This window comes from Ureibacillus thermosphaericus (genome assembly GCF_012396605.1).
GTDB classification, from domain to species: domain Bacteria; phylum Bacillota; class Bacilli; order Bacillales_A; family Planococcaceae; genus Ureibacillus; species Ureibacillus thermosphaericus.
Map to the genome: position 1 here is coordinate 40,547 of NZ_JAAXPW010000008.1, position 23,329 is coordinate 63,875.

Below are 23,329 nucleotides of genomic sequence, written 5' to 3' on the forward strand. Positions count from 1 at the left end.
TTTTTGATTATAAAATAAATCCCCACAAATTGGAAGTGGGGTTAAGAAAATACAGTTTCTTTTTGAATTACATTATTAAATTCTTCTATTGTATAAAGTGTTACTTCTTTTTCTAATATGTCTTTAGCAATTTGTTCAAATTCCTGCTCAAAATCTGTATTATTAATGACTACAATAAAATTTTTATTACTTATTTCATGATTATTATTTATTGTTCTTTGCAAATCAAAGAGGAATATTTTTAGTTCATCATAGAGTTTATAATATTTTTTGTAATCAAAACTTAGAGCCTTAATATACTTAATTTCATTTTTTATGTTTACTTTAAAATCATAAGGCTCCTTATTAAAGGACAATTTATTGTTAATATTTGCATTAATATTTGAGTAGAAATCCTTACCAAAGTTACTTTTTATTATTTTTTTTGTTAAACTTTTAATTCTTTCTTTGTCCATTCTTCTTTCTTTTATAGATCGATCATAGTAAAGATAAATATCTGATAAATCATTTAGTGTTTTTTCAAGTGATTCATCTACAATAATTGAATGAATATCTGTAAATTGAATTTGGTTTACAAAATTTTTGGTTTTATACAAAAGTATTGAATTATCGTTCTTCATGAGTAAATTTTGAAGTATTTCATCATCCTCATCATTATCAAGGGTGTCGATTGAAAATTCATATTCTAAATCAGCCTGAAGCATAGATATGGTTTCTTTATCTAGTTCATCATCGAACGATTGAATACGGTTTACATTTTTTGAAGGTAAATAACCTAATTTTCTTTCAGATGGATAATAATATGCAAATCCAAAATTGATTTTTTCATCCCTGAGTAAATCAGGAACATATTTGGCGATAGAAAAGAATACCTTATCTTCCAATCGAAATCCCTCCTTTCCAGCTTGGACAATATTTACTTATTTCTTCTAGTATGTCCGGAATCATATTAATCCTATGTAACAAAAACTCAATTAATGCATTTGAATCTTTATCAGATAAATCCCATTCATTCGGAATAGAATAAACTATTTCGGTAATAACATTTTCACCAATATTATTAATTTTATTTAAAAATTCATTAAATGGATTATATCCATTTATATATCTGTTTAACATTCTATAGTATTTTTTATTAAAATTATCAACTAACAGTTTTTTTGATTCAATTATTTGTTTTAATGTTGTGGCATCCCAAATAGTCCCATGTTCAAATACATGTGAATGGTCTATAATATATAATTTCTTCTTTTTAAAATCAAACAATAAATTTCCGTCATTTGTTGCTCTATCTTCATTTAAAATTAATTGATCAAATAAAATAATTGAAGGAATTACTTCTGTATTCTTACAATATTCTAATAACGGTGGTGTTAAGTTAGTTTTTACATCGTTTAATAAAATACTACCAAATGCAATTTTTGATTTTATATTTCTGTTTACTAAGTCTTCATTCTCGTTAATTATTTCGTCATTTAGGTGAATTAATTTAGCATCGGGAATAGGTAGATTTAGCATTTTTGCTAAACAATAACATACATATTCATTAACGAGATGTTTTTGGCCGTGATCTTCTTCAAAAACTTTACACACATAAGAATTCCCTTGTGAATCATTTATTATAAAAGGTTGTGTAATTCCAATTTTAAATTTCTTAACATATGACGTAGCATTACTTGAATCAATCAAACGAAATTTCACCCACAATCACTTAATATTCACATAATAATAGTTGTCAACGTTGATTAACTAATTGACAGCTTTGTGTATCATAGCTGGTTGAGTCAATCTGGTATAATCTTCAATTTTTTGATTTCTGAGATTATTCCTCCTAATCTATAAAAATTTTCTCAAATTTAAATGATATAATAACTTTATTCTTGCAGCACTGAATGTTCAAAGTAATTACTTGCAACATTGGGGATATTATTGTGAACAAAATTATCCCAATTAATCTGATTCAATGTTTCTATATCTATATTAAAAGACATAACAATTGTATTTTCTTCATTACCTTGAGTGTTGGTTAGTGGTAAAAACCAAAAAATAGATATTAATTCAACTTCATTTAATTCTTTTATTTGAGAAATAGGCTCTAAAATTTTAACCGAATCAATCCACATACCTTTTTTTATCATTTTGGTTGTGAAGTTATCATTACCATTTAATACTATAATTAATGCATCGTTGTTTCCGTCATCAATAATTTCAACACCATCAAGTCTTTTTAACTCAGTGTTAGTAGTTGAACCTAATTTATCATTTACAATCAATTCAACTTTTTCTGTTAGTGATAAATCATTATTATTTATTATTTCATTAATAATACTTTCATTAGAGTTTGAAGTTTCTTCTTGTAATTTCTCAGTAGTAGATGTTTTTGTTGTTTCTTCATTATTCACAACATCTGTACTTTCATTACTACAACCAGTAATTAAAAAAACTAACAGGAAAATTGATACTAATACTTTTTTCACAATCATCACCTCGTTAATTAATGAATAAGCAATCCAAATATAGAATATTTTAACAATCGTTTTGTATAAGAAATGACATGCTTGATTTAAGCAAGAATTCTAATAATACTAAGAAAATAGGAGTTTATATAAGAACATTATTGCAAAGGCTACGCTAGCTCCTATAACTACGCTGCTTTTGAAGTTTGTATCTCGTTCATCATTTGGCATTTCTTCTGTTGAGTAAGTCTCATTAGCAGTGTCGTTTCTAAATACTTCTCCGAACTTTTCTACTTTGAAACCATTTGCCTGAAATTCTTCTATTTCATCATCCATTAAGATTAATGTTTTACTTGTTCTATGATGTAGCTGTTTGGATTTATAAGGTGCACTATTATTTATCAAGTGATTCTTTATTAGGAATTCTCTTGCTGTTTTAAATGCAATTGTATTAACAGAACCGCCAGTGTGCGTCCATCCGTCTGACGTTGTCAATTCGCCGAAAAATTTTAAATCAGCCCCGCTGTATTTTTTCATAGATTTCATAAATCGTTCATCTTTCACAACGGATTCTGCAAATTCATAAAATTTTTCATGATATGGATGAGTGTCTAAATTTGCGTGACGATCATCAGAAATATATCTGTAAATTGAAAAAACAAAAAATGCAACACGATCTAAATCTGGTAATTCATAAAAAACCAAATTATAAAGCGCTGTTTTTCCTATGTATTTCGAGAAAAAAATCCTTTTGTTTGTCGCAAACTCTATAAGACCTTCGTTTGGTTCTCCATCCTTATTGACAGCTCGGTTGATTAATGCAGAAACATCCGTCTTACAAGCATTTTCCGGTATTTTGATACTTAAACTTTTTGCATACTCTAACTGTCTTTCAGTAGGCGGATCGAAAGGGACAATTTCCACTGAATTAATACTTTCTAACCCTAGATTAAGTGCCTCATTTATTGCATCTTCTTCATCAAAAGCTTCAATTTTTAGTGTACGAACTCTTTTAGTTTCATTATGCTTACCTTTAATTTTGTATACTCTATAGTTCAAACTTTACACCTCCTGAACTTTCTAAATTCCATTTTATATCCAAAATTCTCAATTTTATTTTTTAAGTTTAATTTTTAGATATTTAATTTAAATCAAGATAGTGTTGAATAGATAAATTGAATAACGATAATTTTTACCATCACATATATAATGAATTAATAACCTGAAAATAGAATATTTTAACAATATCTTTGTATAATAAATGACATGTCGGATTTTGACATGTCTTAAAGTGATAGTAAAATTTTTGTCTATTTATCTTTTTTTATCATTTCCCAAATAGTACGCAGTTTTCGCAATTCCTCTTCATCCGATTGAGGTAACTCTTTATACCACAATTGAAGTTCTGGATCGTTAATAAAAGACTGGAATTCTTTATCAACTTCTTTGTGAGGTGTTGGATCCGGTATGTCGGTGCGACCAAGTAAGTAATCAGTACTTACACCAAAATAATCAGCAAACTTACTCAATAATTCATAATCAGGTCTTCTTTCATCTCTTTCATACATACCTATTGTACTTTCAGCTAAACCAAATAAATTACCAAATTCTTTCTGAGATAATTTTTTTGATTTGCGGAGGAACCTAATTCTTTTTCCTAATTGTTCTGTCATTATTTTATCACCTATCACCATATTAACACAAAACGTGTTAAGAAAAATATATTTTATAAAATCATTGACAACACATTTTGTGTGTTTTATATTATAAATAACAACACGAAACGTGCGGAGGTGGTATTATTGTGAATAAAGAAAAGATTGGAAAAAAACTGACTGAGTTACGAGGTAATAAATCTAGAGAAAAAGTTGCAAATGACATTGGTGTTAGCGTCAGCGCATGGCAAATGTATGAAAATGGGCAAAGAATACCTAGAGATGAAATAAAAGTAAAAATTGCATCTTACTTTGGAAAAAGTATTGAGGAAATTTTTTACTCATAAACAACACGAAACGTGCGGTTTATTTAAACTGTAAAATATGCCGTTGCTGGTACAACGGCTTAGGAAATATCATTCGTAAAGCAAACGAGCAACTTGTTTCTTTCGGTTCTTCAATTCCTTTTTGAGTTTTTCTATCTCTTTTTCAAGTTCTTTATAGTGGTTGTACACATCACCAACTTCTGATGAGTGAAAAGCTTTAGAAATCTCTACAATTTTAGAAATATCACCATCAATTAAATTTGAAGGTATTTGTCCTTCGATGATCCAGATGATGTGTTTGCATAATGTGCCCATTAATCCTGCTGGGCAATTGCATTCAGCTTTAAATGATTTTTCAGTAATTGAAAATTGAAGAGTATAGGGCTCTTCACTACTTCCTTGTATTGAAAATGTATAAATCATTTAAAACACCTCCTTTCTTGTCAATATTCGACAAGGGTGAGGAAAATCCTACTCAGTTCAAATAAGAAATAGGGTAACGTCATTTTGACGAAACCCTTCTAGGGGGTGAAAAAGGTGGTTAGAAAACTGCGTAGCGAGACAGAGGTCATGAGTGAGGAGGGTAAGACTCTTTTTTGGGATATTGATGACCTCGTGAGGGAAACAAGATATAGCAAAACATGGCTTGAAGAAAATTTACTTCGCGATCCACGTATTAGACGGTATCAACGTCAACCTTATGAGAGAGGTAAAAGAATTTGGTTACGTGAACCTACAGAAAAGGCCATAAAAGAAATCATCATGAATGAATGGTTATAAAAATTATGCAAGAACTTGTGTTAAATCAATTCTCTCTTATACTACTTATATTTTACTAGTATTTACAGTTTTTAGCGGTACATTTCGAATTCAATTTAGCAATCAATGTGAATTCGTATTAACAATTTGAAGAGAAAGGTGGACAGATATGAAACATAACAAAGTAGGACAAGCATTGAAAGAGATTAGAGGTGATAAAACCCAGCAACAATTTGCATTCGACATGGGCGTCGTTCGAGAAACCATTTCTAAATATGAAAACGGAAGAGCTCCCATTCCGCAAGATATTAGCAAAAAAATCGTCGCCAAATATGACGATCCAAAGTTCGCTATGACCATTCGAAATGCTTATACAGGGACGGGGCCAGTTTGGCTAGACGGAGAAAATGTAGATTTGCACCGATCTAGTGTTAAAGAAAAAACAATCGAGGAGCTACAAGAAGCATTAGAACACATCTTAAAAACATGTTTAGCAAAGCCTTTGAAAGCAATAAAGCTTTTTGAACGCCAAGAAGTTGAAAATATGCTTATCGAAGCCGTCGATGCAATTACTGCACTAGACCACTTTGTAGCAGTCGTTTGCACAGAAGCAAAAATAAGTTATACAGAAATTTGGCAAAAGCATTACAGAAAATTAGTAAGTGCTGGTTATATTTCAAGCCTACAGTAAGGGGGATAGTATATGCGAATTAAGCCTCGTGCTTGGAAACATATGACTTTAAAACAAAGATTGATTGCTTTGTATTTAGTTTCAAATAAAAATACCGTCAATCGCTGGAACGACTAACGGTAAGACAAAGAATAATTCGAATTAATTTTTATTATATCATAAATCTTTTTGAGTAGCGAGATAATACTCGCTCTCATCAAGCAGTCTACAAGTTTGTTGGTTAGCGTCACTTATTTCCCCTTATACCTTTCTCTCGTCACAAATTCTATACTTGTAGGCTGCTTGATGGGATTAGCAATCTATCTATAACCGAGCCCAGCTTCGCCAAGACCTCGAAAGAGCGAGCGGCGGCCATCATGGCTCCAGTGGCGACGACGTTGTAGATGGATTGTTGATTCTATCACCAAAAATAACTCATGGAGGTGAATCTAGTGGTTGAGAAAGTTTTAGAGTTAGTGAATGAACTTCAAGAAATCACGAAAAAGAAATGGTTATCAATCTATGTTGATGTTGATAAAGCTGAAGTCCATATTCTTATTACGAAAACATTCTTATCTATTTTTGAAGATTTCACAGTAAGAAAGTTTCCGAGCGATCAGCATCCTTATGAAGCGTTTGCCGAAATCAAAGGAATAAAATTTATCACGCTGATGACTCAAAAAGAATACGAGGAATATGTCGAAAAAACTGCATAAAAAATGCAAGCACAAAAGGCTTGCTAAATACGATTTAAAAAAATTCACACCTTTATTATGGATGATTTTCTTCAAATATTCAAGGGAGGGAAAAACATGACAGCATATATCCAAAAGTTAAAACAATTTCTTTCAGACGAAAAAGAATTACTAACAGATTTAGCAATAGAAGTTGCGAATGCAGACAATGACTATGAATACAGAGAAGCGAAAGCAAAATATAACGAACAACGCATTAGAGTACAGGCAATTCAAGATGCAATTGATCTTGCTTCTAGCATGAAAGCAGTTAGTTAAATAGGGTGGTAACAAAATGACGTCACCCTAGAAAGGAGAGAATGGTATGCAACAGCTTCAGGAACGGGAAATTATCGCACACAATGACATTCGGGTGCTGACAACAGCGCAACTTGCCGAATCTCTGAACACGAAAAGTAGTATTATCAATCGGAATTTTCAACGCAATAAAAAGAATTTTCTACATGGCGTACACTACTTTGCGTTGACAGGTGAAGAGTTAAAACGGTTTAAAGCCTCCCGACAAAATGACGTCACCCTCAAATATGTATCAGTTTTGTATTTATGGACGGAGCAAGGTGCCTGGATGCATGCGAGACACCTGAAAACTGAAAAAGCACGAACAGCTATGAATGCACTGATTGCCAATTATTTCAGCACATCAAAACAATTTCAACGACAAGAACATTTGCCAATTCCGTATGAAAGATTTATAGAAATCGAGAGGAAGGTGGAGTGGTTGGAACAACAATTACGCGAAGTCACTTTGCATAGCGGGGAGCAAATTCGTGTACGAAAAGCTGTTGCTGCACGTGTATATGAACTTTCAGAAAAACCGGGGTCTAAATCTAAACAACTGCTTTTTCGCGAACTATATGCAGCACTAAAAGAACGATATCAAGTCGGATCATATCGGGATATTAAGCAATATCAGCTACAAGATGCATTACGATTCATAGAAACGTGGGAGGGAAGATTATGAAGCGTGGTCGAAAGCTTACAGTGAACGAAAGCAAGTATGTCAAAACATTCCGACTTAATCCAAACAACTGGCTGATTAGCAAAAAAATGAGCGATCAATGGCTGCTTATTAATCGCTACACTAATCGAACTCGCATCATTCCTGCGCCATAGGGGGGAGCAAATATGAATTTATTGATCAACGAACCACCACTTCAGGTTTTACCGTCACTTGCTGTAAAAATCGGATTGAACGAAGCTATAGTACTGCAGCAGGCGCATTACTGGTTAGGAAAGACAACGCACGAATTTGAAGGATATAAGTGGTTTTACAAAACTTACGAGGATTGGCAAACAGAATTTCCTTTTTGGTCGCTTGCAACTGTAAGAAGAGTTATTAACAGCTTGGAAAAGCAAGGTTATTTAATCAGCACTGACAAGTACAACGCATTGAAAATCGACAAAACGAAATGGTACCGAATTGATTACCAAAAATTAGTGAACAGTCCATCTGCTCAAAATGAACAGTCGAGTTGCTCAAATTGCACAGACGAGCTGTTCAATTTGAGCAATAAGACTGCTCAAATTGAACACACCAATAACCATAGACTACAACATAGATTACTAACAGAGAATACTACAGAGATAAATAATATTGATGATGATAAAGAAGAGCAGCCAGCAGCAAAAACATCGGCATTCTCATTTTACGAACAAAATGGCTTCGGTACATTGAGCCCATATGTAGCTGAAAAAATTGGAGCCTGGATTGACGATCTAAACGAAGAACTAGTTTTAGAAGCTATGAAACTTTCAACAGAAAATAATGTACGAAACTGGAAATACGTTGAAACCATTCTTAAAAACTGGCATAACAAAAACTTTAAATCACTTGCTGATGTAGAAGCTGACAGAAAACGATTTGAAGCTCAAAAGCAACAAAAAAATAGCAGAAATAGAATCCATCAAGAAAAAATACCTGATTGGTTCTACAAACGTAATGTTGATGAATCACACACTGAAAAAACTGATGATGAAACTGTCACCGAAAAAAATATTGATTTTGAAGCTGAAAGGAAAAGAATTTTAGCAAAGCTGGGTGTTGAGAACAATGTCTAGAGAATACATTTTAATTCCCGTTCAAGAATTCTTGAAATTAAAACAAGCCCAAGAAGAAAAAGAATACATGGTAAAACTTATGCTCGAAATAGCAGGAGATATTACAGACTTAACTAGTTCATCGCTTCGAAAAATGAGAAACGTAATAAAAAAGCACCAGTAAAACGCAGTATGGTAAGCATTTGTAGGAGGGAACAGCATGAGTGAACTATTACATCCAGTAGCTTGGATCATTGTTATCTTAGGAGCATTGACGGTATTCGGTATAGAGATTGAAAAACGAATTAAAGAGAAGAAAAAAGGGTGAATCAAATGTCGCAAGAGGAACGCGAAGAGATGATTTTCATTTGCAGTTTGATGACCCATTATAGCGAAGAATTTTTAAGTAAATTGTCGGACGAAGAATTAAACAAGATTTATAACAAAAGCATGGGAATCAGTTTAGAAAAAGGTGAGTAAATGAACGATCCAAACATTTTTGAAAATCCATGTGCTATTTGTAAGGTAAAGGTAGCTGAAAAATTGTGTGATTATGTCATTCGTTACGATAACTCTATTATTTTCTACAGAGATTATCAGAGATTTATTCGTGAAAATTCAAAATGTAAACATGAAACATGTGATTTACCTTTGTGCAACGAATGTGCAATCGAAATTGGTATAAATGTAGATTTTTGCCCTCATCATTATCGATTATATCTTCAAAGTGAATTACCTGAACGGTTAAAAAAGTATCAGCTAAGACAAAAAGCCAAACAATTCGAGGAACTAATAAAGCGCACATGAACAAATATGAGAAACAAAGGAGGAAAATTATTGTCTAATTTCATATCTCGTAATGAAGCTGAAAAGGCTTTATCAGAAGGAAAAAGAGTGAAATTTCATTGGAACGGTTTGTCCGTAGAAATTGACAAATTAACTACTTTAAACGATTTGCGTTGGCTATTGAGAGAGAAAAAAGCAATGTTTTATTTAACAGTAAATGACGTTGTAAATGGAAAATATTCAATTATTAATAAATGAACACTCCAATGATTATGTTAATTTGAAAAAAATGTGAGGGAGGAAAAATAATGAAAAATGTGTTTGTGCTTCAAACGAATGATAACGATTTTAAAGAAGCCATTTCGAATTTTCTTGCTAAACATTGTAAGGAAAACGATGTAAAGGTGGCGATTTATGAAATGAATGAAAAAGGTGCGGAAAAAGTGATGAAAATTGTGAACGAAAAATAGCTCGTATTACGACGAAAATTGAACGTTTTTGGAAAGGAAGATGACGATGAATGATAATTACAGACATGTAAATCAAGAAGTAAAGAATATGTTGTTAAGCTGGGAGAAAAGAGAACCAGCTTTTGATGGCACGATCAAAGAAGGTTTTGATCGAAAATTTACGGTACTAAATGAGCGCGATTTTCAAAAGTATGTACCAGATGAATTAAAGATAGAATTCATGAACACATTTAATAAGGTTGCTGAACATATTGAAAAAGGCCGCATCAATGATGGAAAAAGACCATTCAATAACTACATTGTCATTAATTTAGATGAAACTTATATTGATGAAGTTGTTGAAATCATGAAACGTAATGGACACTGGGGTTAGTCACATTTGAACAATAAAGCGACATTAAAGGGGGATTTTTTATGAAAAATTATAAAAGATTTATTGATGAAGAAATTGCTTATAAGGAACTGAAAGAATCGTTAGAAAAAGCACTTGCTAGACAACTTACAGAATTAGAAGACAGAAAAATGAAGTGGCTTGCTCGTGATGAATACGAAACTATAGGGGTATTTGTAGACATATTTAAAGAGCTTTCAGATAAATAATGTCGCAGTACGTAGAAAATGCGAGATAAGGAGTTGGAAAATGCTACGTAACTTAAAAAAGAATCATTGGAACTTGTATTTCAAAAAGGATATTGAAGTATTAGGATTACCATTGTTCGGTTTTGGAGAATCACCAGAGCATGGTTATTGGAGTAGAACAATGTTGAAAAAGAAATTTGGTATTGAATTAACGGAAGATCAATTGAATAACCCTCATGGATTCGCACGTGGGCAAAATGGATATTACCCAGTTTGGAACGTGGACAAGTTAAAAATGTAATGAAAGAAGGGATTTTATGCCAACAGTATTCGAAAATTTAGGTTTTAAAGCAACTGTCACTAACGACAAATTAAAAATCGAAATTCCAATTCGCAACCTTGTTGAAGGATTTAAAGATAGTACGAATAACTATGATGGATCGATTGTAAAAAGAGGATGTAGACAAGAATTTGCTAAATATGTTGCACAAGCATTGGTAGATGGTAGCAATCCAGATACAGGTGACAGTCCAATTATGGAAGCTATTGAAAAGACATTTGAAGAACTGTTTGAAGGTGCAGAAGATTTTATCAAGTACCAAAATGAAGAAGATTATTGAATCTAACAATTCGAAGAAACGAACAAAAATTAACACAATGAGATATAAATTATCCATTGTGAATTGTGGATATATTGAATAAAACAGGACAAGTTTTCAAGAGGTGACAGACTTGAACAAAATTCAAATAAGAAAAAAGCGAATCCAAATCAAGAAGGAACGCGTTGCAATTCTACAGCAAATTGACGAGTTACAAAGCTTATTAGATACAGAGAAAAGCAAAAGGGAAAGACGAAAAATCCGTAACAAAATTGTACTGTTGGGAAAAACATTAGAGAAAACGGTAATGAATCCAATTGAAGATAAAAAGCACAAAGGAACAAGAAACTGGAAAATAAAAATTGATTCTTTCAATATTCGAAAGAACGAAAGATTTTATGAAATAGAAAACGATGAATTGCACGAGGTATTTAAATCAGTAGATAAATGTTACACTTTTATATCTTCCAAAATATAAAAATGCTACGGTTAAAACCGTAGCAAATTTATGAAGCTTCCTTCGATTTATCACATTAATATTATAGCATAGGAGGAAGCTTTAATGAGAATGAAAGAGTTAAAAATTTCAGATACGGGTCACTTAAATCTTGATATAATGGAATTACCTGAGAGTTGTGTGATAATTTTATCAAATGGCAAAGCAAAATATGCAGAGCTTCCACCTTTTGCTGAGACAAAAATTATCACGCATCAGGGGCATGTAAAACGTGTTAAATGGGATGAGGGTGAGGATTTTTGAAAGTAATCAATTATGAAATGCCAGTTAGAATAGAAAATCATTACTTAGGATTTCTCTTTTTTTCTAAAATGTACGAAGAATTAAAATGTTGTAAAAATAATCATATTATCTTTGATTTTACCAGAACTACATGGTTTGAAGCGAACTTTGTTGCAGTATGGGCAAGTATTGTGGAATTATTAAAATATAATAACTGTAAGGTATCTGTAAAAAATGTTGGTAAGAAAATAAAAGAGATATTTCTAAAAAATGGATTTTATGAAAAGTATAAAATTGGTTCTACTGTCGATACTTACAACAGTACTATTCCATTTAGAATTTTTAATACTAATGATGAAGAAGGATTTACTGAGTATCTTAACGAAGAAGTATTACCAAAGATTAATTTACCTCTAAATAGTAAGCAAAAGAAATTATTTAAAAAATGTTTACAAGAAGTATTCGAAAATACAAGAATTCATGCTAGTAGTGAATATGTATTTGCATGTGGACAATATTTCCATAAAAAAAGAAAAGTTGCATTTACATTAGTGGACTTAGGAAAAACTATTGGAGAAAATGTCAGAAGCAAATTAGGGGACAAGATTATTGATGAAAAAGCAATTAATTGGTCAACTGAATTTGGAAATACTACAAAACCGGGGAAAGATGGAGGAATTGGACTCTATTTTTTAAAGGAACAATTAAACAATAATGGTGTATTAAGTATAGTATCTGGCAATGGTTATTGGGAACAAAATATGAATTCTATAGACTTGAAACAAATGAAGTATAAATTTGGTGGAACAATAGTAAATATTGTTAGTGATTGGAGTAAAGAAGTTAAAAGTGAGGTTAGTGAAATATGGTTTTAGGAGGAATATTGATGAAAATTAGTGTTAAAAAAGTTATTGATTCAAATATTGCTGTTTCAGCATCTAAAGGTGAATTATTATTTAAGGAAGTTTCAAACGCACTTTTACAAAACGATTATGTTGAACTAGATTTTTCTGAAATCACCGATCTTACTACTGCTTTCCTAAATGTTGCAATTGGACATTTATACAAAAACTTTTCTAGTGAAGAACTTAATGAAAAATTAAAATTATTAAATTTAGACGAATTAGATATGTATTTAGTTACTCAGGTTATACAAAGAGTCAAAAAAAATGAAGAAGAAGAAGAGGAGTTTAAGCAGTTAATCAAGGAGGTACTAGATGATGGTGAAAGTTCATCGTATTAAAAATTATTCAATAAATAAAAACGACCGTTTTTTCTTTGATGCAAATATTTGGCTATATATATATTGTAGTATTGGAGATTATAGAAAAAAATTAGTTGATTCATATAGTGATTTTTTTCATGAAATAAAAACAACTGGAGGTATTATATATACAAGCTCCCTATTAATTTCAGAAATTGCTAATAGATATTCTAGACTGGAATACGAAATTGCAAAGAAATCAGACAATAATATTGAGGATTATAAAAATGATTTTAGATTAAATGAAAAATACAAACCTATATTTGAAAATATTAATTTAATAATAGAACAGAAAATTCTAAAAAACTCTGTTCCATTGAGCGATTCTTTTGATGAAATCGAGTTTCCTAAGTTTTTTGATAATCCTCATACATACGACTTTAATGACGAATATTATTGCTTTTTAGCTAATAAAAATAATTTAAAAATTGTCACTCATGACAGAGATTTTTTTAATACAAAATACGATATTGAAATAATTACTTTATAGTTCTACCAGCCATCTGGAGGACAACATTTGATTGCAGTTTTATGCTGCAGTCATTTGTTGTCCTCTTTTTTATTTAACAAACGAGAAGGAGTGATACAAATGAGAACATTACAGTCTGAACTAATCGAAAAAGGTTTTTATAAGAACCAAAGGAAAAAGAAAACTACAAACGACAAACCAAGAAAACACAAAGAAAAGTTAAGCAAACGAGAAATTGAGGAGTTAATGGGTGCACGAAGACCAAGGTATAAGCGCAATCGTGGGGCATTTAGACAAATATAAGGAGGCTATCACCATGAAAGAATTACTCAACAATGTAGATCGTGAGGCTACTCAAAAAAATCTTGAAAAAGTTTTTAGACAATATCGCACGTATTTGTTGACTACTGACGAAGATTTAATGCCAAAGTTAACCACAAGATTCACCTTGGAAATGCCGAATTTCTCCGAATATAAAGAATCAAAGACTGAAATCGCAGTCATTAAAAAAATCACCTTTGAAGAAAATTATGAAAAGTTTATGAAATGGTTCAACCGAGGATTTAATCGTCTAAACAAAATCGAACGACAAATCATTACGAAAACAAACCTTGTTGAAGAGCCTAAGCATAATTATGAGATTTATAGAGAACTACATCTAACTGAACGTACATTTTATCGTATTAAAAGCAACGCTTTATATAAACTTGCTTTGTTTCTTGGAATTATTGTTTACGAAGAAAAGAAAAAAGCTGTTAAACCAGAGGAAGTGAAGCCATGAATTTTGTTCAACCAATTAGGGACGTTGAGAAGATCCGTGAAGTGAGAGCATTTTTGGCTTCAAAGAGTGAACGAAACGAGCTGTTATTTTGTTTTGGGATATACACTGGTCTTCGTATAAGCGATATATTGAGGATGAAAGTGAAAGATGTAAAAGGAAAAAATTATATTATAGTACGCGAACAAAAAGTACAGAACACAAGGACAAACAATAAAACTAAAAGAATTCCAATCGTTCCAAAACTCAAAAGATTGATAGATAAATACGTAGAAGATAAACACTTGGAAGAATACTTATTTAAATCCCGACAAGGTAAAAACAAACCGATCACACGGGTGCAAGCATATAATATTTTAAGAGAAGCAGCACATGAATGCGATCTAGATGAAATCGGAACGCACACATTAAGAAAAACATTTGGTTATCACATTTATCAAGAAACAAAAGACGTAGCATTACTGCAAGATATATTTAATCATAGCTCTCCTTATATCACATTGAAATACATCGGAGTCAACCAAGACGCAATCAATGATGCATACACAAAATTGAAATATTGATATACGAAACATCCTTAATAGGGATGTTTTTATTTTGCTTGTTTTCGGAAGTAGAAAACGTATTTTCATTACTTTTTAACGGTTTAATAATCTAGTGAACAAAAGACATTTACATAAAAACAGAATGTAAAACTCATTAAATTGAGATATATCAAAGCATTGATTTATCTAGCTTATAACGAAATTAAGATGTTTAACAGAATATAAGATATGTTAAAGTAGTGGATAGTGTCGATAATCCTGTGGATATTCAAGTTTATGATAAATATTTGATAATTGGGATAAAATGGGTGGCAGACTTTTGGCAGACTTTTGGCAGAACATTTTAGAAAAAGCATGTTAATATGGTATTAATGGAAAAGTTAGATACGACAGGCGTTGCAAGCATATTTGCAGCGCCTTTTATTTTTCTAAGAAAATAAATTACGGGTCCTTCTGGCGCAATACAAAGCCTGAGGGTCTCGCGAGCCCCAAAAACGGTCTAGATATAAGCGTAAAAATTCGGTTCCTTCCATCCTAAGCGATTCGAAATATTATATTCGAAAAATGGTGGTGATTAGGTGTCTGCTAAATCTGATGTGAATGGTCTTGTTGTTAATACAAAAACAATCGCAAAAATGTTTAATATGACAGAGCGCAGAGTTCGTCAATTGGTCGAAGAGGGTGTGATAAGTCGTGTAGCACACGGACGATTCGATTTAATTGATACTGTCAGCAAATACATTAATTTTTTAAAACTTTCATCAGAGGGAATGGATGAAAACGACGTAACAGAATCATTAGAATATGAAAAATGGCTACATGAAAAAGCTAAGCGTGAAAAAGCAGAAATCGAGCTTGCTCATTTAAAAAATGAAATGCACCGTTCTGAAGATGTTGAAAAAGTGCTTAACCATATGATTATGGCATTTCGTTCAAAAATGTTATCTTTACCCACAAAACTAGCTAATATGCTTGTTAACAAAAGTGACCCAAAACTCATTGAAGCGTTGATTGAAAGAGATATTCATGAAGCACTTCAAGAGTTATCGGAGTATGATCCGTCAATGTTCATTGAAGCAACCGATGATGATGCTGATGATGAAGTAGAGGAAGATGACGATGGTTCGCAAACACACACTGATTCTGTTTAAAAAAATTGCAAAATTAACAGCACCACCACCTAAATTAACCGTATCTCAGTGGGCAGATAAATATAGAGTATTATCGAAGGAATCATCAGCGGAACACGGTAAATGGAATACGGACCGAGCGCCATATCAACGGGAAATTATGGATTCCATTAATAATCCTGATTATGAAGAAATTGTTGTGATGTCCTCTGCACAAGTTGGTAAATCAGAAATTATCAATAATATCATTGGTTATCATATTGATTATGATCCGTCGCCTATGTTATTAATGCAACCAACTTTAGAAATGGCTGAGGCTTACTCAAAAGACAGAATTGCACCAATGATTAGAGATACACCATCCCTCGCCAAAAAAGTGAACAGTCCAAAAGCAAAAGATGGTAACAACACTTTGCTTCAAAAAAAGTTTCCAGGAGGACATTTGACACTAGTTGGTGCCAATTCACCTGCAAGCTTAGCATCAAGACCAGTTCGAATTGTATTAGCGGATGAGGTTGACCGTTTTCCGTTGAGCGCAGGAACTGAGGGAGACCCGCTATCATTAGCGCACAAACGGACAAAAACGTTCTGGAATCGAAAAAAAATCTCGGTTTCCACTCCAACTATTAAGGGGGCTTCAAGAATTGAGGCTGAGTATAATGAAAGCACAATGGAACAGTGGTGCGTATCGTGCCCGTCATGCGGTAAATTTCAACCTTATGTTTGGGAACAAATAAGATTTGAACCAGTTGGCATGGAATGTATTTATTGTAAATCGCTACATACAGAAGTCGAGTGGAAATCAAGGCCTGGAAAATGGATTGCAAGGAATCCAGAAGCAAGAAAAAGAGGATTTCACTTAAATGCTTTCGCTTCACCTTGGGAATCTTGGGAAAATATTATTCATGAATTCAAGGAAGCAAAAAGGAAAGGTCCAGAAACATTAAAAACATGGAAAAACACAACTTTGGGAGAATCCTGGGAAGAAAAGCCACAAGAGCATGACCACAATAAATTAATGCAACGAAGAGAAGAATATCAGCATGATATTCCTGATGGCGTATTAGTTTTAACAGCTGGTGTAGACGTTCAAGATGACCGATTGGAAGTAGAAGTGGTTGGTTGGGGTCTTGGTGAAACTAGTTGGGGTATCGAATATAAAGTTTTCTACGGTGACCCTGGTCAACAAGCCGTTTGGGACCAATTGGATTCATTTTTGCTTAAAGAGTGGTATACATCTGCAGGAGTAAAACTTACGGTATCGGCAACGTGTGTCGATAGTGGTGGGCATTACACGTCCGAAGTTTATGATTTTTGTAAAGAACGAGAATATCGACGAATATTTGCTGTAAAAGGTAAGGGAGGAACGGGAATTCCGTTCATTTCGAAACCTAGTAAAGTAGGAATCAAAAAAGATACGTATTTATTCCACATTGGCGTTAACGAAGGAAAAGATATTATATACGGTAGATTAAAAATTGAAGATCCAGAAAAGCATGGTTATTGCCATTTTCCAGTGAATAAGGAAAAAGGTTATGACGAGGCTTATTTTATTGGCTTAACATCAGAATACAAAAAACCCAAACGTGTAAATGGACTGATTAGATATGAATGGGTGAAACGTTCTTCAAACGTGAGGAACGAGCCTCTAGATTTACGAAACTACGCATTGGCTGCATTGAAAATTTTAAATCCAGATTTAGAGTATTTGCATAAAAACAATCTTACTGGAGCGGTTTATAACCAAACTGTTAGACGTAGAAAAAGGAGAAGAAGAGTGATTTCGAAAGGACTGTAAAATATGGCTTTCACAGTAAAAGAATGTAGAGAAAGGTTGAAAATTTGGCTGGATGCTGAGGCAGCAATTGCTTCTGGTCAAAGCTATTCGATTGATAACAGAAAACTAGAAAGAGCAAATTTATCTCAGGTACGTGAACAAATAAAGTTTTGGCAAAAAGAATTAGCGAAAGCAGAAGCACGGGAAAGTGGTCGAGGAAGAAGGAGAGTGACGCGGATCGTGCCAAGAGATTTATAGAAAGCGAGGTGAAAGGGTTTGAATTTATTAGATAAAGCTATTTCGGTGGTTTCCCCAGAGAGAGCGTTGAAAAGAAATTATGCAAGAAGAAAATTAGAATTGCTGAATTCTGGGTATTCAAACGGCGGAGCAAGTAAGCGAAAAAAATCCATGCTTGGCTGGATTTTTAAAGGTGGAAGTACAAAAGAGGATATTGATGATAATTTAGATACCTTACGCCAACGATCCCGTGACCTTTATATGAATACTCCTCTTGCAACCGGGTCATTAAAAACGATTCGAACGAATGTAGTTGGCGCTGGCCTACGTTTAAATGCTCAGATTGATTATGAATTTCTAGGGTTAACAGAAGAAGAAGCTGATGAGTGGGAAGCGGCAGCAGAAAGAGAATTTGAGTTGTGGTCTGAAAGTTTGATGTGTGATGCCATGCAGATGCATGATTTTTACGAGCTGCAGCAATTGGCTTTCCTGTCATTTTTGATGTCTGGGGAAGTTTTTGCTTTGTTGCCTTATCGAGATAATCCGCAAAATCCGTATTCTTTGAGAGTCCAATTAATTGAAGCAGATAGAGTTTGTGCCCCACCAGGCAACAATCCAAATATTATCAATGGTGTTGAACTCGGTAAGTTTGGTGAAGTGGTAGCTTATCACATTTCCAAACAACATCCATTGGCGCTTTCATCAAGTAGAAATGAATGGATCCGTATAGAAAAATTCGGTAAAAAAACTGGAAGGCAAAATGTGCTTCATCTTATGGAGTCGGAACGGCCGGAGCAACGCAGAGGGGTGCCGATATTAGCGCCGGTTATAGAATCGTTGAAACAGCTTGACCGATACACAGAAGCGGAATTAATGGCAGCTTTAGTATCATCGTTATTTACAGTTTTCATCGAAATGGAAGACTCGGGATATGATGGTCCGCCATTAGATGACGCAATTCCAGAACAAGAGCAAGTTGATCATGATGATGAAACATCTTATGAATTAGGGCCAGGTGCTATTGTTGCTTTAGGGGAAGGTGAAAAAGCAACTACAGCTAACCCTGCTCGTAATAATGCTTCATTTGATCCGTTTGTTGTATCAATTTGTAGACAAATTGGGTCAGCTTTAGAACTGCCTTATGAATTATTGTTAAAACACTTTACAAGCTCTTATTCTGCTTCTCGCGGCGCGTTGTTGGAAGCATGGAAAATGTTCAAAATGCGTCGAGAGTGGATTGCAAAAAGATTTTGCCAACCAATATATGAAGAATTCTTAACAGAAGCTGTTTTGCTAGGCCGTATTCAAGCGCCTGGCTTTTTTAATGACCCGATGATACGTAAAGCTTACTGTAAAGCTGAATGGAACGGCCCAAGCCAAGGACAATTGGACCCACTCAAAGAAGTGAATGCAGCGATTAAACGTGTGGAGAATGGATTTAGTACCCGTACAAAAGAAACGGTCGAATTAACTGGAGGCGATTTCTGGAGAAATCATTTGCTTCGTATTCGCGAAGAAAAGGCACGGAGGGAATCTGGATTAGACGCTAAATATGAAGAACTTCAAAAGGAGGTGAGAGAGGGAGATGAAGATTGAAATCAAAGGACCAATTATTCCAGACAGCCACCAATGGGTGTATGACTTGTTCAGAATACCAGCAACTAGTCCATCCAAAGTTTCGAGAGTGGTTGAAAATGCTATTCGAAACAATGTCAAAGAATTAAATGTTGTTATCAATAGCGGTGGCGGTTCGGTTTTTAGTGCATCTGAAATCTATACCGAATTAAAAAAATTTGCTGGCAATGTCAAAGTAGAAATTGTTGGGGTTGCAGCAAGCGCTGCCAGTGTGATTGCGATGGCTGGGACCCATATTGCAATGGCTCCAACATCGCAATTGATGATTCATAATGCAATGAATAGCGCAGAAGGCGATTATCGAGTGATGAATCATAACAGTGATTTCTTGCAAAAAGTGAACCGTTCAATCATGAATGCTTATATCTCTAAAACAGGGAAAACGGTGGATGAATTAAAACAATTAATGGATGCAGAAACATGGATGACTGCACAGGAAGCAAAAGAAGCCGGTTTCATCGATGAAATCATGTTTGAAAGTGAAGTGGGAGCAGTTGCAAGCATGAATATACCCGAATTATCTGGCGGTATGTTGCCAGAAGAAGTTATTAATCGGATGAGAGAATTGTTGGCAAGCCAAGAAAAAGGTATTTCTGTTGTGAACAGTGTTGGAGTCCAACAAAACATCAAAGAAGGAGTGAATAAAAAAATGGATTTGCAGGAATTAAAAAATCAATATCCTGAATTAGTTGAACAAATTAAGAACGAAGCGAAAGAAGAAGCAATTGCTGCGGAACGCAAACGTATCCAAGAAATTGAAAATATTGCTGTGCCTGGTGCAGAAGAAATTATTAATAAGGCGAAATTCGAAACAGGTGCAACTGCAGGTGAAGTAGCTGTTGAAATACTGAAAAATGACGCATTAAAAAAATCGATGATGTTGCAAAACATTAAAGAAGATGCACAGATAATCAATGAAGTAGAAGCAAATGCACTACCACAATCAAAAGATGAAGAAGTAGATGCATTGATTAATAAAGTGTTAGGAGGTAAGTAATATGCGAGTTTTAGAGTTTGACAACCTTTTAGCTGGATTTCAGTCGGATGTGGTAACTGAACCGATTACAGTTGCGCCAGGTCAAGAACTGTCAGTCGGTCAGGTTTTTGCATTAAATGCAGAAGGACAAGCTGTTGCTATGACATCTGAAAGCAATGTAACGGATGTTTATGGCATTATGGCTGATGCAGTAGCAACATCCGCAGGAGAAACAAAAGAAGCAGTTTGCTATGTACGCGGTGAATTTAATGCGCGTAAAATTATTATTCCAGAAGGTGCAAACCAAGTGGAATACAAAAAGGTTTTAAGCAATATCGGAATCACATTAAGAAATACAATCGCGGCTGATCCGCAAGGGGAGGAATAATCAATGGCAGTAGATTTATTTGAAACTCGTACAATGTTAAAATTCGTGGAACGTATGCCACGTGTTACTACATTTGTTCGTGACACTTTGTTTAAGGAAAAAGAGTTGTCACCTACTAATAAAGTTGATGTTGATATTAAAAAAGGGAGAGCAAAAGTTGCTCCATATGTAAGTGAAAAAATTGGCGGAAAAGTTGTCGAAAACAGCGGATTCCGTACAGAAACATTTGAACCACCTTTAGTAGCACCAACAACAATTACTACAGCTGCAGATTTACAAAAACGACTAATGGGTGAAAATATTTATTCTTCAAGAACACCAGACGAACGTGCTGCTGAAAAACTAGTAAAAGATTTACAAGATTTAGACGACATGATTACACGTCGTGAAGAAGTAATGTGTGCTCAAGCTATTTTCGATGGAGAAATCCAAGTAAAAGGCGATGGTGTAGATTATGTCATTTCTTTTAATCATACAAATCGCGAAACATTATCTGGTCAAAATTTATGGAGCGAACCAACATCTAACAAATACGCTGATCTAAAACGTTGGGTACGTACAGTACAACAAACAGGCTTTGTAAATCCAGATGTTGTTGTAATTTCACCTGATGTTACAGATGTCCTTTTAAAAGATGAAGACATCTTAAAACTATTAGACATTAGAAACGTGAATATCGGTGAATTCAAACCTCAAAATTTACCGAATGGGGCAACATATATCGGTAGAATTTCAGGGGTAGGCGATATTTATGAATATTCAGCAACTTATTATGATGACATCGAAGAAAAAGTAAAACCAATTGTACCAGATGGAACAATTGCATTAATTTCGACAGAAGCTGAATTCACTATGGCATATGCAGCTATTACTATTGCTAAAGGTGATGATTTAGTAACTTATGAAGCTGATCGTGTTCCAGATTCTTGGACAGAAAAACGCCCTGCACGTAAAATCTTACAATTAAGCTCTAAGCCACTTCCAATTCCAAAAGAAGTAAATAGCTGGTTTGTTGCAAAAGTGCTATAGGAGGCGATTTAATTGATTAGAGCAAAACACACAATCCGTCACAACGATATCACTTATAAAAAAGGGGCAATTATTGAAGGGCTCAGTAAAAGTGAAGAAGAAAGACTTGTTGTTTTAAAAGCTGCAGAATATGTACTTTCACCAGAAGAGGAACTTAAGAAGCAACAAGTCAAAGGTGATAAAGTTGAAATTTCGCCAACTGAATTTGAGGAACTTCGCGCGGCACTAGATGAAGAATACAACGCCGAAGAATTAAAACGCGCGGCAAAAGCAGTCGGTGTTGATTTGAACGGTGCAACAACAAAAGCTGAAGTAATTGCTGCAATTATTAACCAAGGTAAAGCTGATGAATTGTTAGAGGATGATACAGATGAATAATAAGACGTTCAAAGACTTCGTGAATGAAGATTTGAATGTCTTTTTTAATTTAGATGAATTTGGAGAAGAGCATGAGTTGGATGGAGAAGTTCTCACTCTAATAGTTGTTGATTCTAAAAACGACGATAATTTTACTGGCTATCCGAGAGAACAATTATATGCAAGTCAAGAAGTATATAAACATCAAAAAATTATCTATGTCAAAGCTGCAGATTACTTTGTTCCAAAAGTAGACAGCATAATTAATCTTGACGGCGAGGAATTATACGTAGATGAAGCTGAAGAGAATATGGGGATTATTCGAATCCTTGCATCTTCGCATGAAAGCTAGGTGTTTAAACTGATACAGATTAGAGTAGATCACGCTGAACAATTAGAACGACTTTTTTCAATCGCGCCAAAAGAAGCAAAAATTATTTTATGGAGAGGGATAAACCGTGCTGCCACTGCAGCTAGGACAAGAGCAAGTGTTAGTATACGAGCTCGATATATTATAAAAGCTGCTGATATTAAACGTAGAATTAAAATCCGAAAAGCTACTGCTAGTCATTTATCAGCACAGTTACGAGCAAGCGGACCTGTCACACCACTACTAAAATTTGATGTAACACCTAAATTTCCTGATATTATGCCGGTTCATGCTAGAGTGTTGAAAAGTTCAACAAAAAAACCGATCCGATCAGGTTTTGTTACACGAACAAAGAAAAATTATGTAAATGTGTTTACAAGAGTTGGTCAAAGTCGTTATCCAATCCAAGGACATTTTGGTCCATCCATAGCTCAAATGATGGGTCACGAAGAACCTTTAAATGATATTATCACTCGAGCACAAGAAATATTAGACAAACGTCTAGAACATGAACTATCTAGGCTACTTTGGGGGTAACAATTA

Annotated in this window: 41 protein-coding genes; 35 read left to right on the forward strand and 6 right to left on the reverse strand. The window is 33.8% G+C overall.

Annotated elements, in window-relative coordinates; translation table 11 throughout:
- Nucleotides 1-41: 41 nt before the first annotated feature.
- The 5 genes from HF990_RS05155 to HF990_RS05175 form a co-directional block, all read right to left on the reverse strand.
- A complete protein-coding gene (locus HF990_RS05155) occupies nt 42-884 on the reverse strand; it encodes a DUF3037 domain-containing protein (RefSeq protein ID WP_168412123.1) in 843 nt (280 codons plus the stop codon).
- A complete protein-coding gene (locus HF990_RS05160; RefSeq protein ID WP_168412124.1) occupies nt 874-1,689 on the reverse strand; it encodes a HipA family kinase in 816 nt (271 codons plus the stop codon). Before HF990_RS05160 ends, HF990_RS05155 begins: the two co-directional genes overlap by 11 nt.
- A 185-nt stretch (nt 1,690-1,874) precedes the next feature.
- Nucleotides 1,875-2,477 carry a hypothetical protein gene (locus HF990_RS05165; protein WP_168412125.1) on the reverse strand — a complete coding sequence of 201 codons (603 nt, stop codon included), beginning with the start codon at nt 2,475-2,477 and terminating at the stop codon, nt 1,875-1,877.
- Between the two features lie 108 nt (nt 2,478-2,585).
- Complete coding sequence (locus HF990_RS05170) at nt 2,586-3,515, reverse strand: hypothetical protein (RefSeq protein ID WP_168412126.1); 930 nt, start codon at nt 3,513-3,515, stop codon at nt 2,586-2,588.
- A 251-nt stretch (nt 3,516-3,766) separates the two neighbouring features.
- On the reverse strand, nt 3,767-4,129 hold the full coding sequence (locus HF990_RS05175; RefSeq protein ID WP_168412127.1) for a helix-turn-helix domain-containing protein: 363 nt from the start codon (nt 4,127-4,129) through the stop codon (nt 3,767-3,769).
- A gap of 131 nt (nt 4,130-4,260) precedes the next feature.
- On the opposite strand from HF990_RS05175, the gene HF990_RS05180 reads away from it, so the two are divergent.
- The gene (locus tag HF990_RS05180) at nt 4,261-4,458 is read left to right on the forward strand and encodes a helix-turn-helix transcriptional regulator (RefSeq protein WP_168412128.1); all 198 of its coding nucleotides are present in this window, start codon (nt 4,261-4,263) and stop codon (nt 4,456-4,458) included.
- 69 nt (nt 4,459-4,527) lie between these two features.
- Here HF990_RS05180 and HF990_RS05185 read toward each other — a convergent pair whose 3' ends face one another.
- A complete protein-coding gene (locus HF990_RS05185) occupies nt 4,528-4,860 on the reverse strand; it encodes an SWIM zinc finger family protein (RefSeq protein WP_168412129.1) in 333 nt (110 codons plus the stop codon).
- A 114-nt stretch (nt 4,861-4,974) separates the two neighbouring features.
- Between HF990_RS05185 and HF990_RS05190 the strand changes: the two genes are divergently transcribed.
- The 34 genes from HF990_RS05190 (at nt 4,975) to HF990_RS05355 (ending at nt 23,323) form a co-directional block, all read left to right on the forward strand.
- Nucleotides 4,975-5,217 (forward strand): hypothetical protein, encoded by a 243-nt coding sequence (locus HF990_RS05190; RefSeq protein ID WP_168412130.1) that lies wholly within the window; start codon nt 4,975-4,977, stop codon nt 5,215-5,217.
- A gap of 148 nt (nt 5,218-5,365) precedes the next feature.
- On the forward strand, nt 5,366-5,887 hold the full coding sequence (locus HF990_RS05195) for a helix-turn-helix domain-containing protein (RefSeq protein WP_168412131.1): 522 nt from the start codon (nt 5,366-5,368) through the stop codon (nt 5,885-5,887).
- 431 nt (nt 5,888-6,318) lie between these two features.
- Nucleotides 6,319-6,582: a hypothetical protein gene (locus HF990_RS05200; protein ID WP_168412132.1), complete on the forward strand. Its 264-nt coding sequence runs from the start codon at nt 6,319-6,321 to the stop codon at nt 6,580-6,582.
- A gap of 96 nt (nt 6,583-6,678) precedes the next feature.
- A complete protein-coding gene (locus tag HF990_RS05205; protein ID WP_168412133.1) occupies nt 6,679-6,879 on the forward strand; it encodes a hypothetical protein in 201 nt (66 codons plus the stop codon).
- A gap of 46 nt (nt 6,880-6,925) precedes the next feature.
- Entirely contained in the window at nt 6,926-7,582 is a 657-nt protein-coding gene (locus HF990_RS05210) for an ORF6N domain-containing protein (protein WP_168412134.1), read from the forward strand.
- Nucleotides 7,579-7,734, forward strand: a complete 156-nt coding sequence (locus HF990_RS05215; RefSeq protein WP_168412135.1) for a DUF6906 family protein — start codon at nt 7,579-7,581, stop codon at nt 7,732-7,734. The genes HF990_RS05210 and HF990_RS05215 overlap by 4 nt, the downstream gene beginning before the upstream one ends.
- 12 nt (nt 7,735-7,746) lie before the next feature.
- Entirely contained in the window at nt 7,747-8,679 is a 933-nt protein-coding gene (locus tag HF990_RS05220; RefSeq protein ID WP_168412136.1) for a DnaD domain-containing protein, read from the forward strand.
- Entirely contained in the window at nt 8,672-8,842 is a 171-nt protein-coding gene (locus HF990_RS05225) for a hypothetical protein (RefSeq protein ID WP_168412137.1), read from the forward strand. The genes HF990_RS05220 and HF990_RS05225 overlap by 8 nt, the downstream gene beginning before the upstream one ends.
- A 149-nt stretch (nt 8,843-8,991) precedes the next feature.
- Nucleotides 8,992-9,138 carry a BH0509 family protein gene (locus HF990_RS05230; RefSeq protein ID WP_184656222.1) on the forward strand — a complete coding sequence of 49 codons (147 nt, stop codon included), beginning with the start codon at nt 8,992-8,994 and terminating at the stop codon, nt 9,136-9,138.
- Nucleotides 9,139-9,465 (forward strand): hypothetical protein, encoded by a 327-nt coding sequence (locus tag HF990_RS05235; protein WP_168412139.1) that lies wholly within the window; start codon nt 9,139-9,141, stop codon nt 9,463-9,465. It begins immediately after the preceding gene.
- Nucleotides 9,466-9,495: 30 nt separating this feature from the next.
- Nucleotides 9,496-9,702, forward strand: coding sequence for a hypothetical protein (locus HF990_RS05240; protein WP_168412140.1), 207 nt, complete (start codon nt 9,496-9,498; stop codon nt 9,700-9,702).
- Nucleotides 9,703-9,752: 50 nt separating this feature from the next.
- Nucleotides 9,753-9,914, forward strand: coding sequence for a hypothetical protein (locus HF990_RS05245; protein WP_168412141.1), 162 nt, complete (start codon nt 9,753-9,755; stop codon nt 9,912-9,914).
- Between the two features lie 46 nt (nt 9,915-9,960).
- Nucleotides 9,961-10,287, forward strand: coding sequence for a hypothetical protein (locus tag HF990_RS05250; protein WP_247595843.1), 327 nt, complete (start codon nt 9,961-9,963; stop codon nt 10,285-10,287).
- A 41-nt stretch (nt 10,288-10,328) separates the two neighbouring features.
- Nucleotides 10,329-10,514, forward strand: a complete 186-nt coding sequence (locus HF990_RS05255; RefSeq protein ID WP_141603274.1) for a hypothetical protein — start codon at nt 10,329-10,331, stop codon at nt 10,512-10,514.
- 40 nt (nt 10,515-10,554) lie between these two features.
- A complete protein-coding gene (locus tag HF990_RS05260; protein ID WP_168412142.1) occupies nt 10,555-10,794 on the forward strand; it encodes a hypothetical protein in 240 nt (79 codons plus the stop codon).
- Between the two features lie 16 nt (nt 10,795-10,810).
- Nucleotides 10,811-11,113 (forward strand): hypothetical protein, encoded by a 303-nt coding sequence (locus tag HF990_RS05265; protein WP_168412143.1) that lies wholly within the window; start codon nt 10,811-10,813, stop codon nt 11,111-11,113.
- A gap of 112 nt (nt 11,114-11,225) precedes the next feature.
- On the forward strand, nt 11,226-11,570 hold the full coding sequence (locus HF990_RS05270; RefSeq protein WP_168412144.1) for a hypothetical protein: 345 nt from the start codon (nt 11,226-11,228) through the stop codon (nt 11,568-11,570).
- Between the two features lie 84 nt (nt 11,571-11,654).
- Nucleotides 11,655-11,852 carry an XtrA/YqaO family protein gene (locus tag HF990_RS05275; protein ID WP_168412145.1) on the forward strand — a complete coding sequence of 66 codons (198 nt, stop codon included), beginning with the start codon at nt 11,655-11,657 and terminating at the stop codon, nt 11,850-11,852.
- On the forward strand, nt 11,849-12,706 hold the full coding sequence (locus tag HF990_RS05280; RefSeq protein ID WP_168412146.1) for a hypothetical protein: 858 nt from the start codon (nt 11,849-11,851) through the stop codon (nt 12,704-12,706). The genes HF990_RS05275 and HF990_RS05280 overlap by 4 nt, the downstream gene beginning before the upstream one ends.
- 11 nt (nt 12,707-12,717) lie before the next feature.
- Nucleotides 12,718-13,074 carry an STAS-like domain-containing protein gene (locus HF990_RS05285; RefSeq protein ID WP_168412147.1) on the forward strand — a complete coding sequence of 119 codons (357 nt, stop codon included), beginning with the start codon at nt 12,718-12,720 and terminating at the stop codon, nt 13,072-13,074.
- Nucleotides 13,049-13,585 carry a PIN domain-containing protein gene (locus HF990_RS05290; RefSeq protein ID WP_168412148.1) on the forward strand — a complete coding sequence of 179 codons (537 nt, stop codon included), beginning with the start codon at nt 13,049-13,051 and terminating at the stop codon, nt 13,583-13,585. The genes HF990_RS05285 and HF990_RS05290 overlap by 26 nt, the downstream gene beginning before the upstream one ends.
- A gap of 99 nt (nt 13,586-13,684) precedes the next feature.
- Nucleotides 13,685-13,867 carry a hypothetical protein gene (locus tag HF990_RS05295; protein WP_168412149.1) on the forward strand — a complete coding sequence of 61 codons (183 nt, stop codon included), beginning with the start codon at nt 13,685-13,687 and terminating at the stop codon, nt 13,865-13,867.
- 13 nt (nt 13,868-13,880) lie between these two features.
- Entirely contained in the window at nt 13,881-14,345 is a 465-nt protein-coding gene (locus tag HF990_RS05300; RefSeq protein ID WP_168412150.1) for an ArpU family phage packaging/lysis transcriptional regulator, read from the forward strand.
- Entirely contained in the window at nt 14,342-14,905 is a 564-nt protein-coding gene (locus HF990_RS05305; protein ID WP_168412151.1) for a site-specific integrase, read from the forward strand. Before HF990_RS05300 ends, HF990_RS05305 begins: the two co-directional genes overlap by 4 nt.
- 560 nt (nt 14,906-15,465) lie before the next feature.
- Nucleotides 15,466-16,038 (forward strand): terminase small subunit, encoded by a 573-nt coding sequence (locus HF990_RS05310; RefSeq protein ID WP_168412152.1) that lies wholly within the window; start codon nt 15,466-15,468, stop codon nt 16,036-16,038.
- Complete coding sequence (locus tag HF990_RS05315) at nt 16,007-17,815, forward strand: phage terminase large subunit family protein (RefSeq protein WP_168412153.1); 1,809 nt, start codon at nt 16,007-16,009, stop codon at nt 17,813-17,815. Before HF990_RS05310 ends, HF990_RS05315 begins: the two co-directional genes overlap by 32 nt.
- A 3-nt stretch (nt 17,816-17,818) precedes the next feature.
- Nucleotides 17,819-18,052: a DUF6148 family protein gene (locus HF990_RS05320; protein ID WP_168412154.1), complete on the forward strand. Its 234-nt coding sequence runs from the start codon at nt 17,819-17,821 to the stop codon at nt 18,050-18,052.
- An 18-nt stretch (nt 18,053-18,070) separates the two neighbouring features.
- Nucleotides 18,071-19,627, forward strand: a complete 1,557-nt coding sequence (locus HF990_RS05325; RefSeq protein WP_168412155.1) for a phage portal protein — start codon at nt 18,071-18,073, stop codon at nt 19,625-19,627.
- Complete coding sequence (locus HF990_RS05330) at nt 19,617-20,663, forward strand: head maturation protease, ClpP-related (RefSeq protein WP_168412156.1); 1,047 nt, start codon at nt 19,617-19,619, stop codon at nt 20,661-20,663. The genes HF990_RS05325 and HF990_RS05330 overlap by 11 nt, the downstream gene beginning before the upstream one ends.
- Before the next feature lies 1 nt (nt 20,664).
- Entirely contained in the window at nt 20,665-21,030 is a 366-nt protein-coding gene (locus tag HF990_RS05335; protein WP_168412157.1) for a head decoration protein, read from the forward strand.
- 3 nt (nt 21,031-21,033) lie between these two features.
- Complete coding sequence (locus HF990_RS05340; protein WP_168412158.1) at nt 21,034-22,059, forward strand: major capsid protein; 1,026 nt, start codon at nt 21,034-21,036, stop codon at nt 22,057-22,059.
- Nucleotides 22,060-22,071: 12 nt separating this feature from the next.
- Entirely contained in the window at nt 22,072-22,437 is a 366-nt protein-coding gene (locus tag HF990_RS05345; RefSeq protein WP_168412159.1) for a hypothetical protein, read from the forward strand.
- On the forward strand, nt 22,430-22,768 hold the full coding sequence (locus tag HF990_RS05350) for a hypothetical protein (RefSeq protein ID WP_168412160.1): 339 nt from the start codon (nt 22,430-22,432) through the stop codon (nt 22,766-22,768). The genes HF990_RS05345 and HF990_RS05350 overlap by 8 nt, the downstream gene beginning before the upstream one ends.
- Complete coding sequence (locus tag HF990_RS05355) at nt 22,769-23,323, forward strand: phage tail protein (RefSeq protein ID WP_168412161.1); 555 nt, start codon at nt 22,769-22,771, stop codon at nt 23,321-23,323.
- The last annotated feature ends 6 nt before the right edge of the window (nt 23,324-23,329 follow it).

Bases quoted from the DNA above. Each gene is read 5' to 3' on its own strand.
- HF990_RS05175 (WP_168412127.1), bottom strand. From the start codon at position 4,129: ATGACAGAACAATTAGGAAAAAGAATTAGGTTCCTCCGCAAATCAAAA.
- HF990_RS05185 (WP_168412129.1), bottom strand. From the start codon at position 4,860: ATGATTTATACATTTTCAATACAAGGAAGTAGTGAAGAGCCCTATACT.
- HF990_RS05195 (WP_168412131.1), top strand. From the start codon at position 5,366: ATGAAACATAACAAAGTAGGACAAGCATTGAAAGAGATTAGAGGTGAT.
- HF990_RS05205 (WP_168412133.1), top strand. From the start codon at position 6,679: ATGACAGCATATATCCAAAAGTTAAAACAATTTCTTTCAGACGAAAAA.
- HF990_RS05210 (WP_168412134.1), top strand. From the start codon at position 6,926: ATGCAACAGCTTCAGGAACGGGAAATTATCGCACACAATGACATTCGG.
- HF990_RS05215 (WP_168412135.1), top strand. From the start codon at position 7,579: ATGAAGCGTGGTCGAAAGCTTACAGTGAACGAAAGCAAGTATGTCAAA.
- HF990_RS05220 (WP_168412136.1), top strand. From the start codon at position 7,747: ATGAATTTATTGATCAACGAACCACCACTTCAGGTTTTACCGTCACTT.
- HF990_RS05225 (WP_168412137.1), top strand. From the start codon at position 8,672: ATGTCTAGAGAATACATTTTAATTCCCGTTCAAGAATTCTTGAAATTA.
- HF990_RS05230 (WP_184656222.1), top strand. From the start codon at position 8,992: ATGTCGCAAGAGGAACGCGAAGAGATGATTTTCATTTGCAGTTTGATG.
- HF990_RS05235 (WP_168412139.1), top strand. From the start codon at position 9,139: ATGAACGATCCAAACATTTTTGAAAATCCATGTGCTATTTGTAAGGTA.
- HF990_RS05245 (WP_168412141.1), top strand. From the start codon at position 9,753: ATGAAAAATGTGTTTGTGCTTCAAACGAATGATAACGATTTTAAAGAA.
- HF990_RS05250 (WP_247595843.1), top strand. From the start codon at position 9,961: ATGAATGATAATTACAGACATGTAAATCAAGAAGTAAAGAATATGTTG.
- HF990_RS05255 (WP_141603274.1), top strand. From the start codon at position 10,329: ATGAAAAATTATAAAAGATTTATTGATGAAGAAATTGCTTATAAGGAA.
- HF990_RS05260 (WP_168412142.1), top strand. From the start codon at position 10,555: ATGCTACGTAACTTAAAAAAGAATCATTGGAACTTGTATTTCAAAAAG.
- HF990_RS05265 (WP_168412143.1), top strand. From the start codon at position 10,811: ATGCCAACAGTATTCGAAAATTTAGGTTTTAAAGCAACTGTCACTAAC.
- HF990_RS05275 (WP_168412145.1), top strand. From the start codon at position 11,655: ATGAGAATGAAAGAGTTAAAAATTTCAGATACGGGTCACTTAAATCTT.
- HF990_RS05285 (WP_168412147.1), top strand. From the start codon at position 12,718: ATGAAAATTAGTGTTAAAAAAGTTATTGATTCAAATATTGCTGTTTCA.
- HF990_RS05290 (WP_168412148.1), top strand. From the start codon at position 13,049: ATGATGGTGAAAGTTCATCGTATTAAAAATTATTCAATAAATAAAAAC.
- HF990_RS05295 (WP_168412149.1), top strand. From the start codon at position 13,685: ATGAGAACATTACAGTCTGAACTAATCGAAAAAGGTTTTTATAAGAAC.
- HF990_RS05300 (WP_168412150.1), top strand. From the start codon at position 13,881: ATGAAAGAATTACTCAACAATGTAGATCGTGAGGCTACTCAAAAAAAT.
- HF990_RS05305 (WP_168412151.1), top strand. From the start codon at position 14,342: ATGAATTTTGTTCAACCAATTAGGGACGTTGAGAAGATCCGTGAAGTG.
- HF990_RS05315 (WP_168412153.1), top strand. From the start codon at position 16,007: ATGGTTCGCAAACACACACTGATTCTGTTTAAAAAAATTGCAAAATTA.
- HF990_RS05320 (WP_168412154.1), top strand. From the start codon at position 17,819: ATGGCTTTCACAGTAAAAGAATGTAGAGAAAGGTTGAAAATTTGGCTG.
- HF990_RS05330 (WP_168412156.1), top strand. From the start codon at position 19,617: ATGAAGATTGAAATCAAAGGACCAATTATTCCAGACAGCCACCAATGG.
- HF990_RS05335 (WP_168412157.1), top strand. From the start codon at position 20,665: ATGCGAGTTTTAGAGTTTGACAACCTTTTAGCTGGATTTCAGTCGGAT.
- HF990_RS05340 (WP_168412158.1), top strand. From the start codon at position 21,034: ATGGCAGTAGATTTATTTGAAACTCGTACAATGTTAAAATTCGTGGAA.
- HF990_RS05350 (WP_168412160.1), top strand. From the start codon at position 22,430: ATGAATAATAAGACGTTCAAAGACTTCGTGAATGAAGATTTGAATGTC.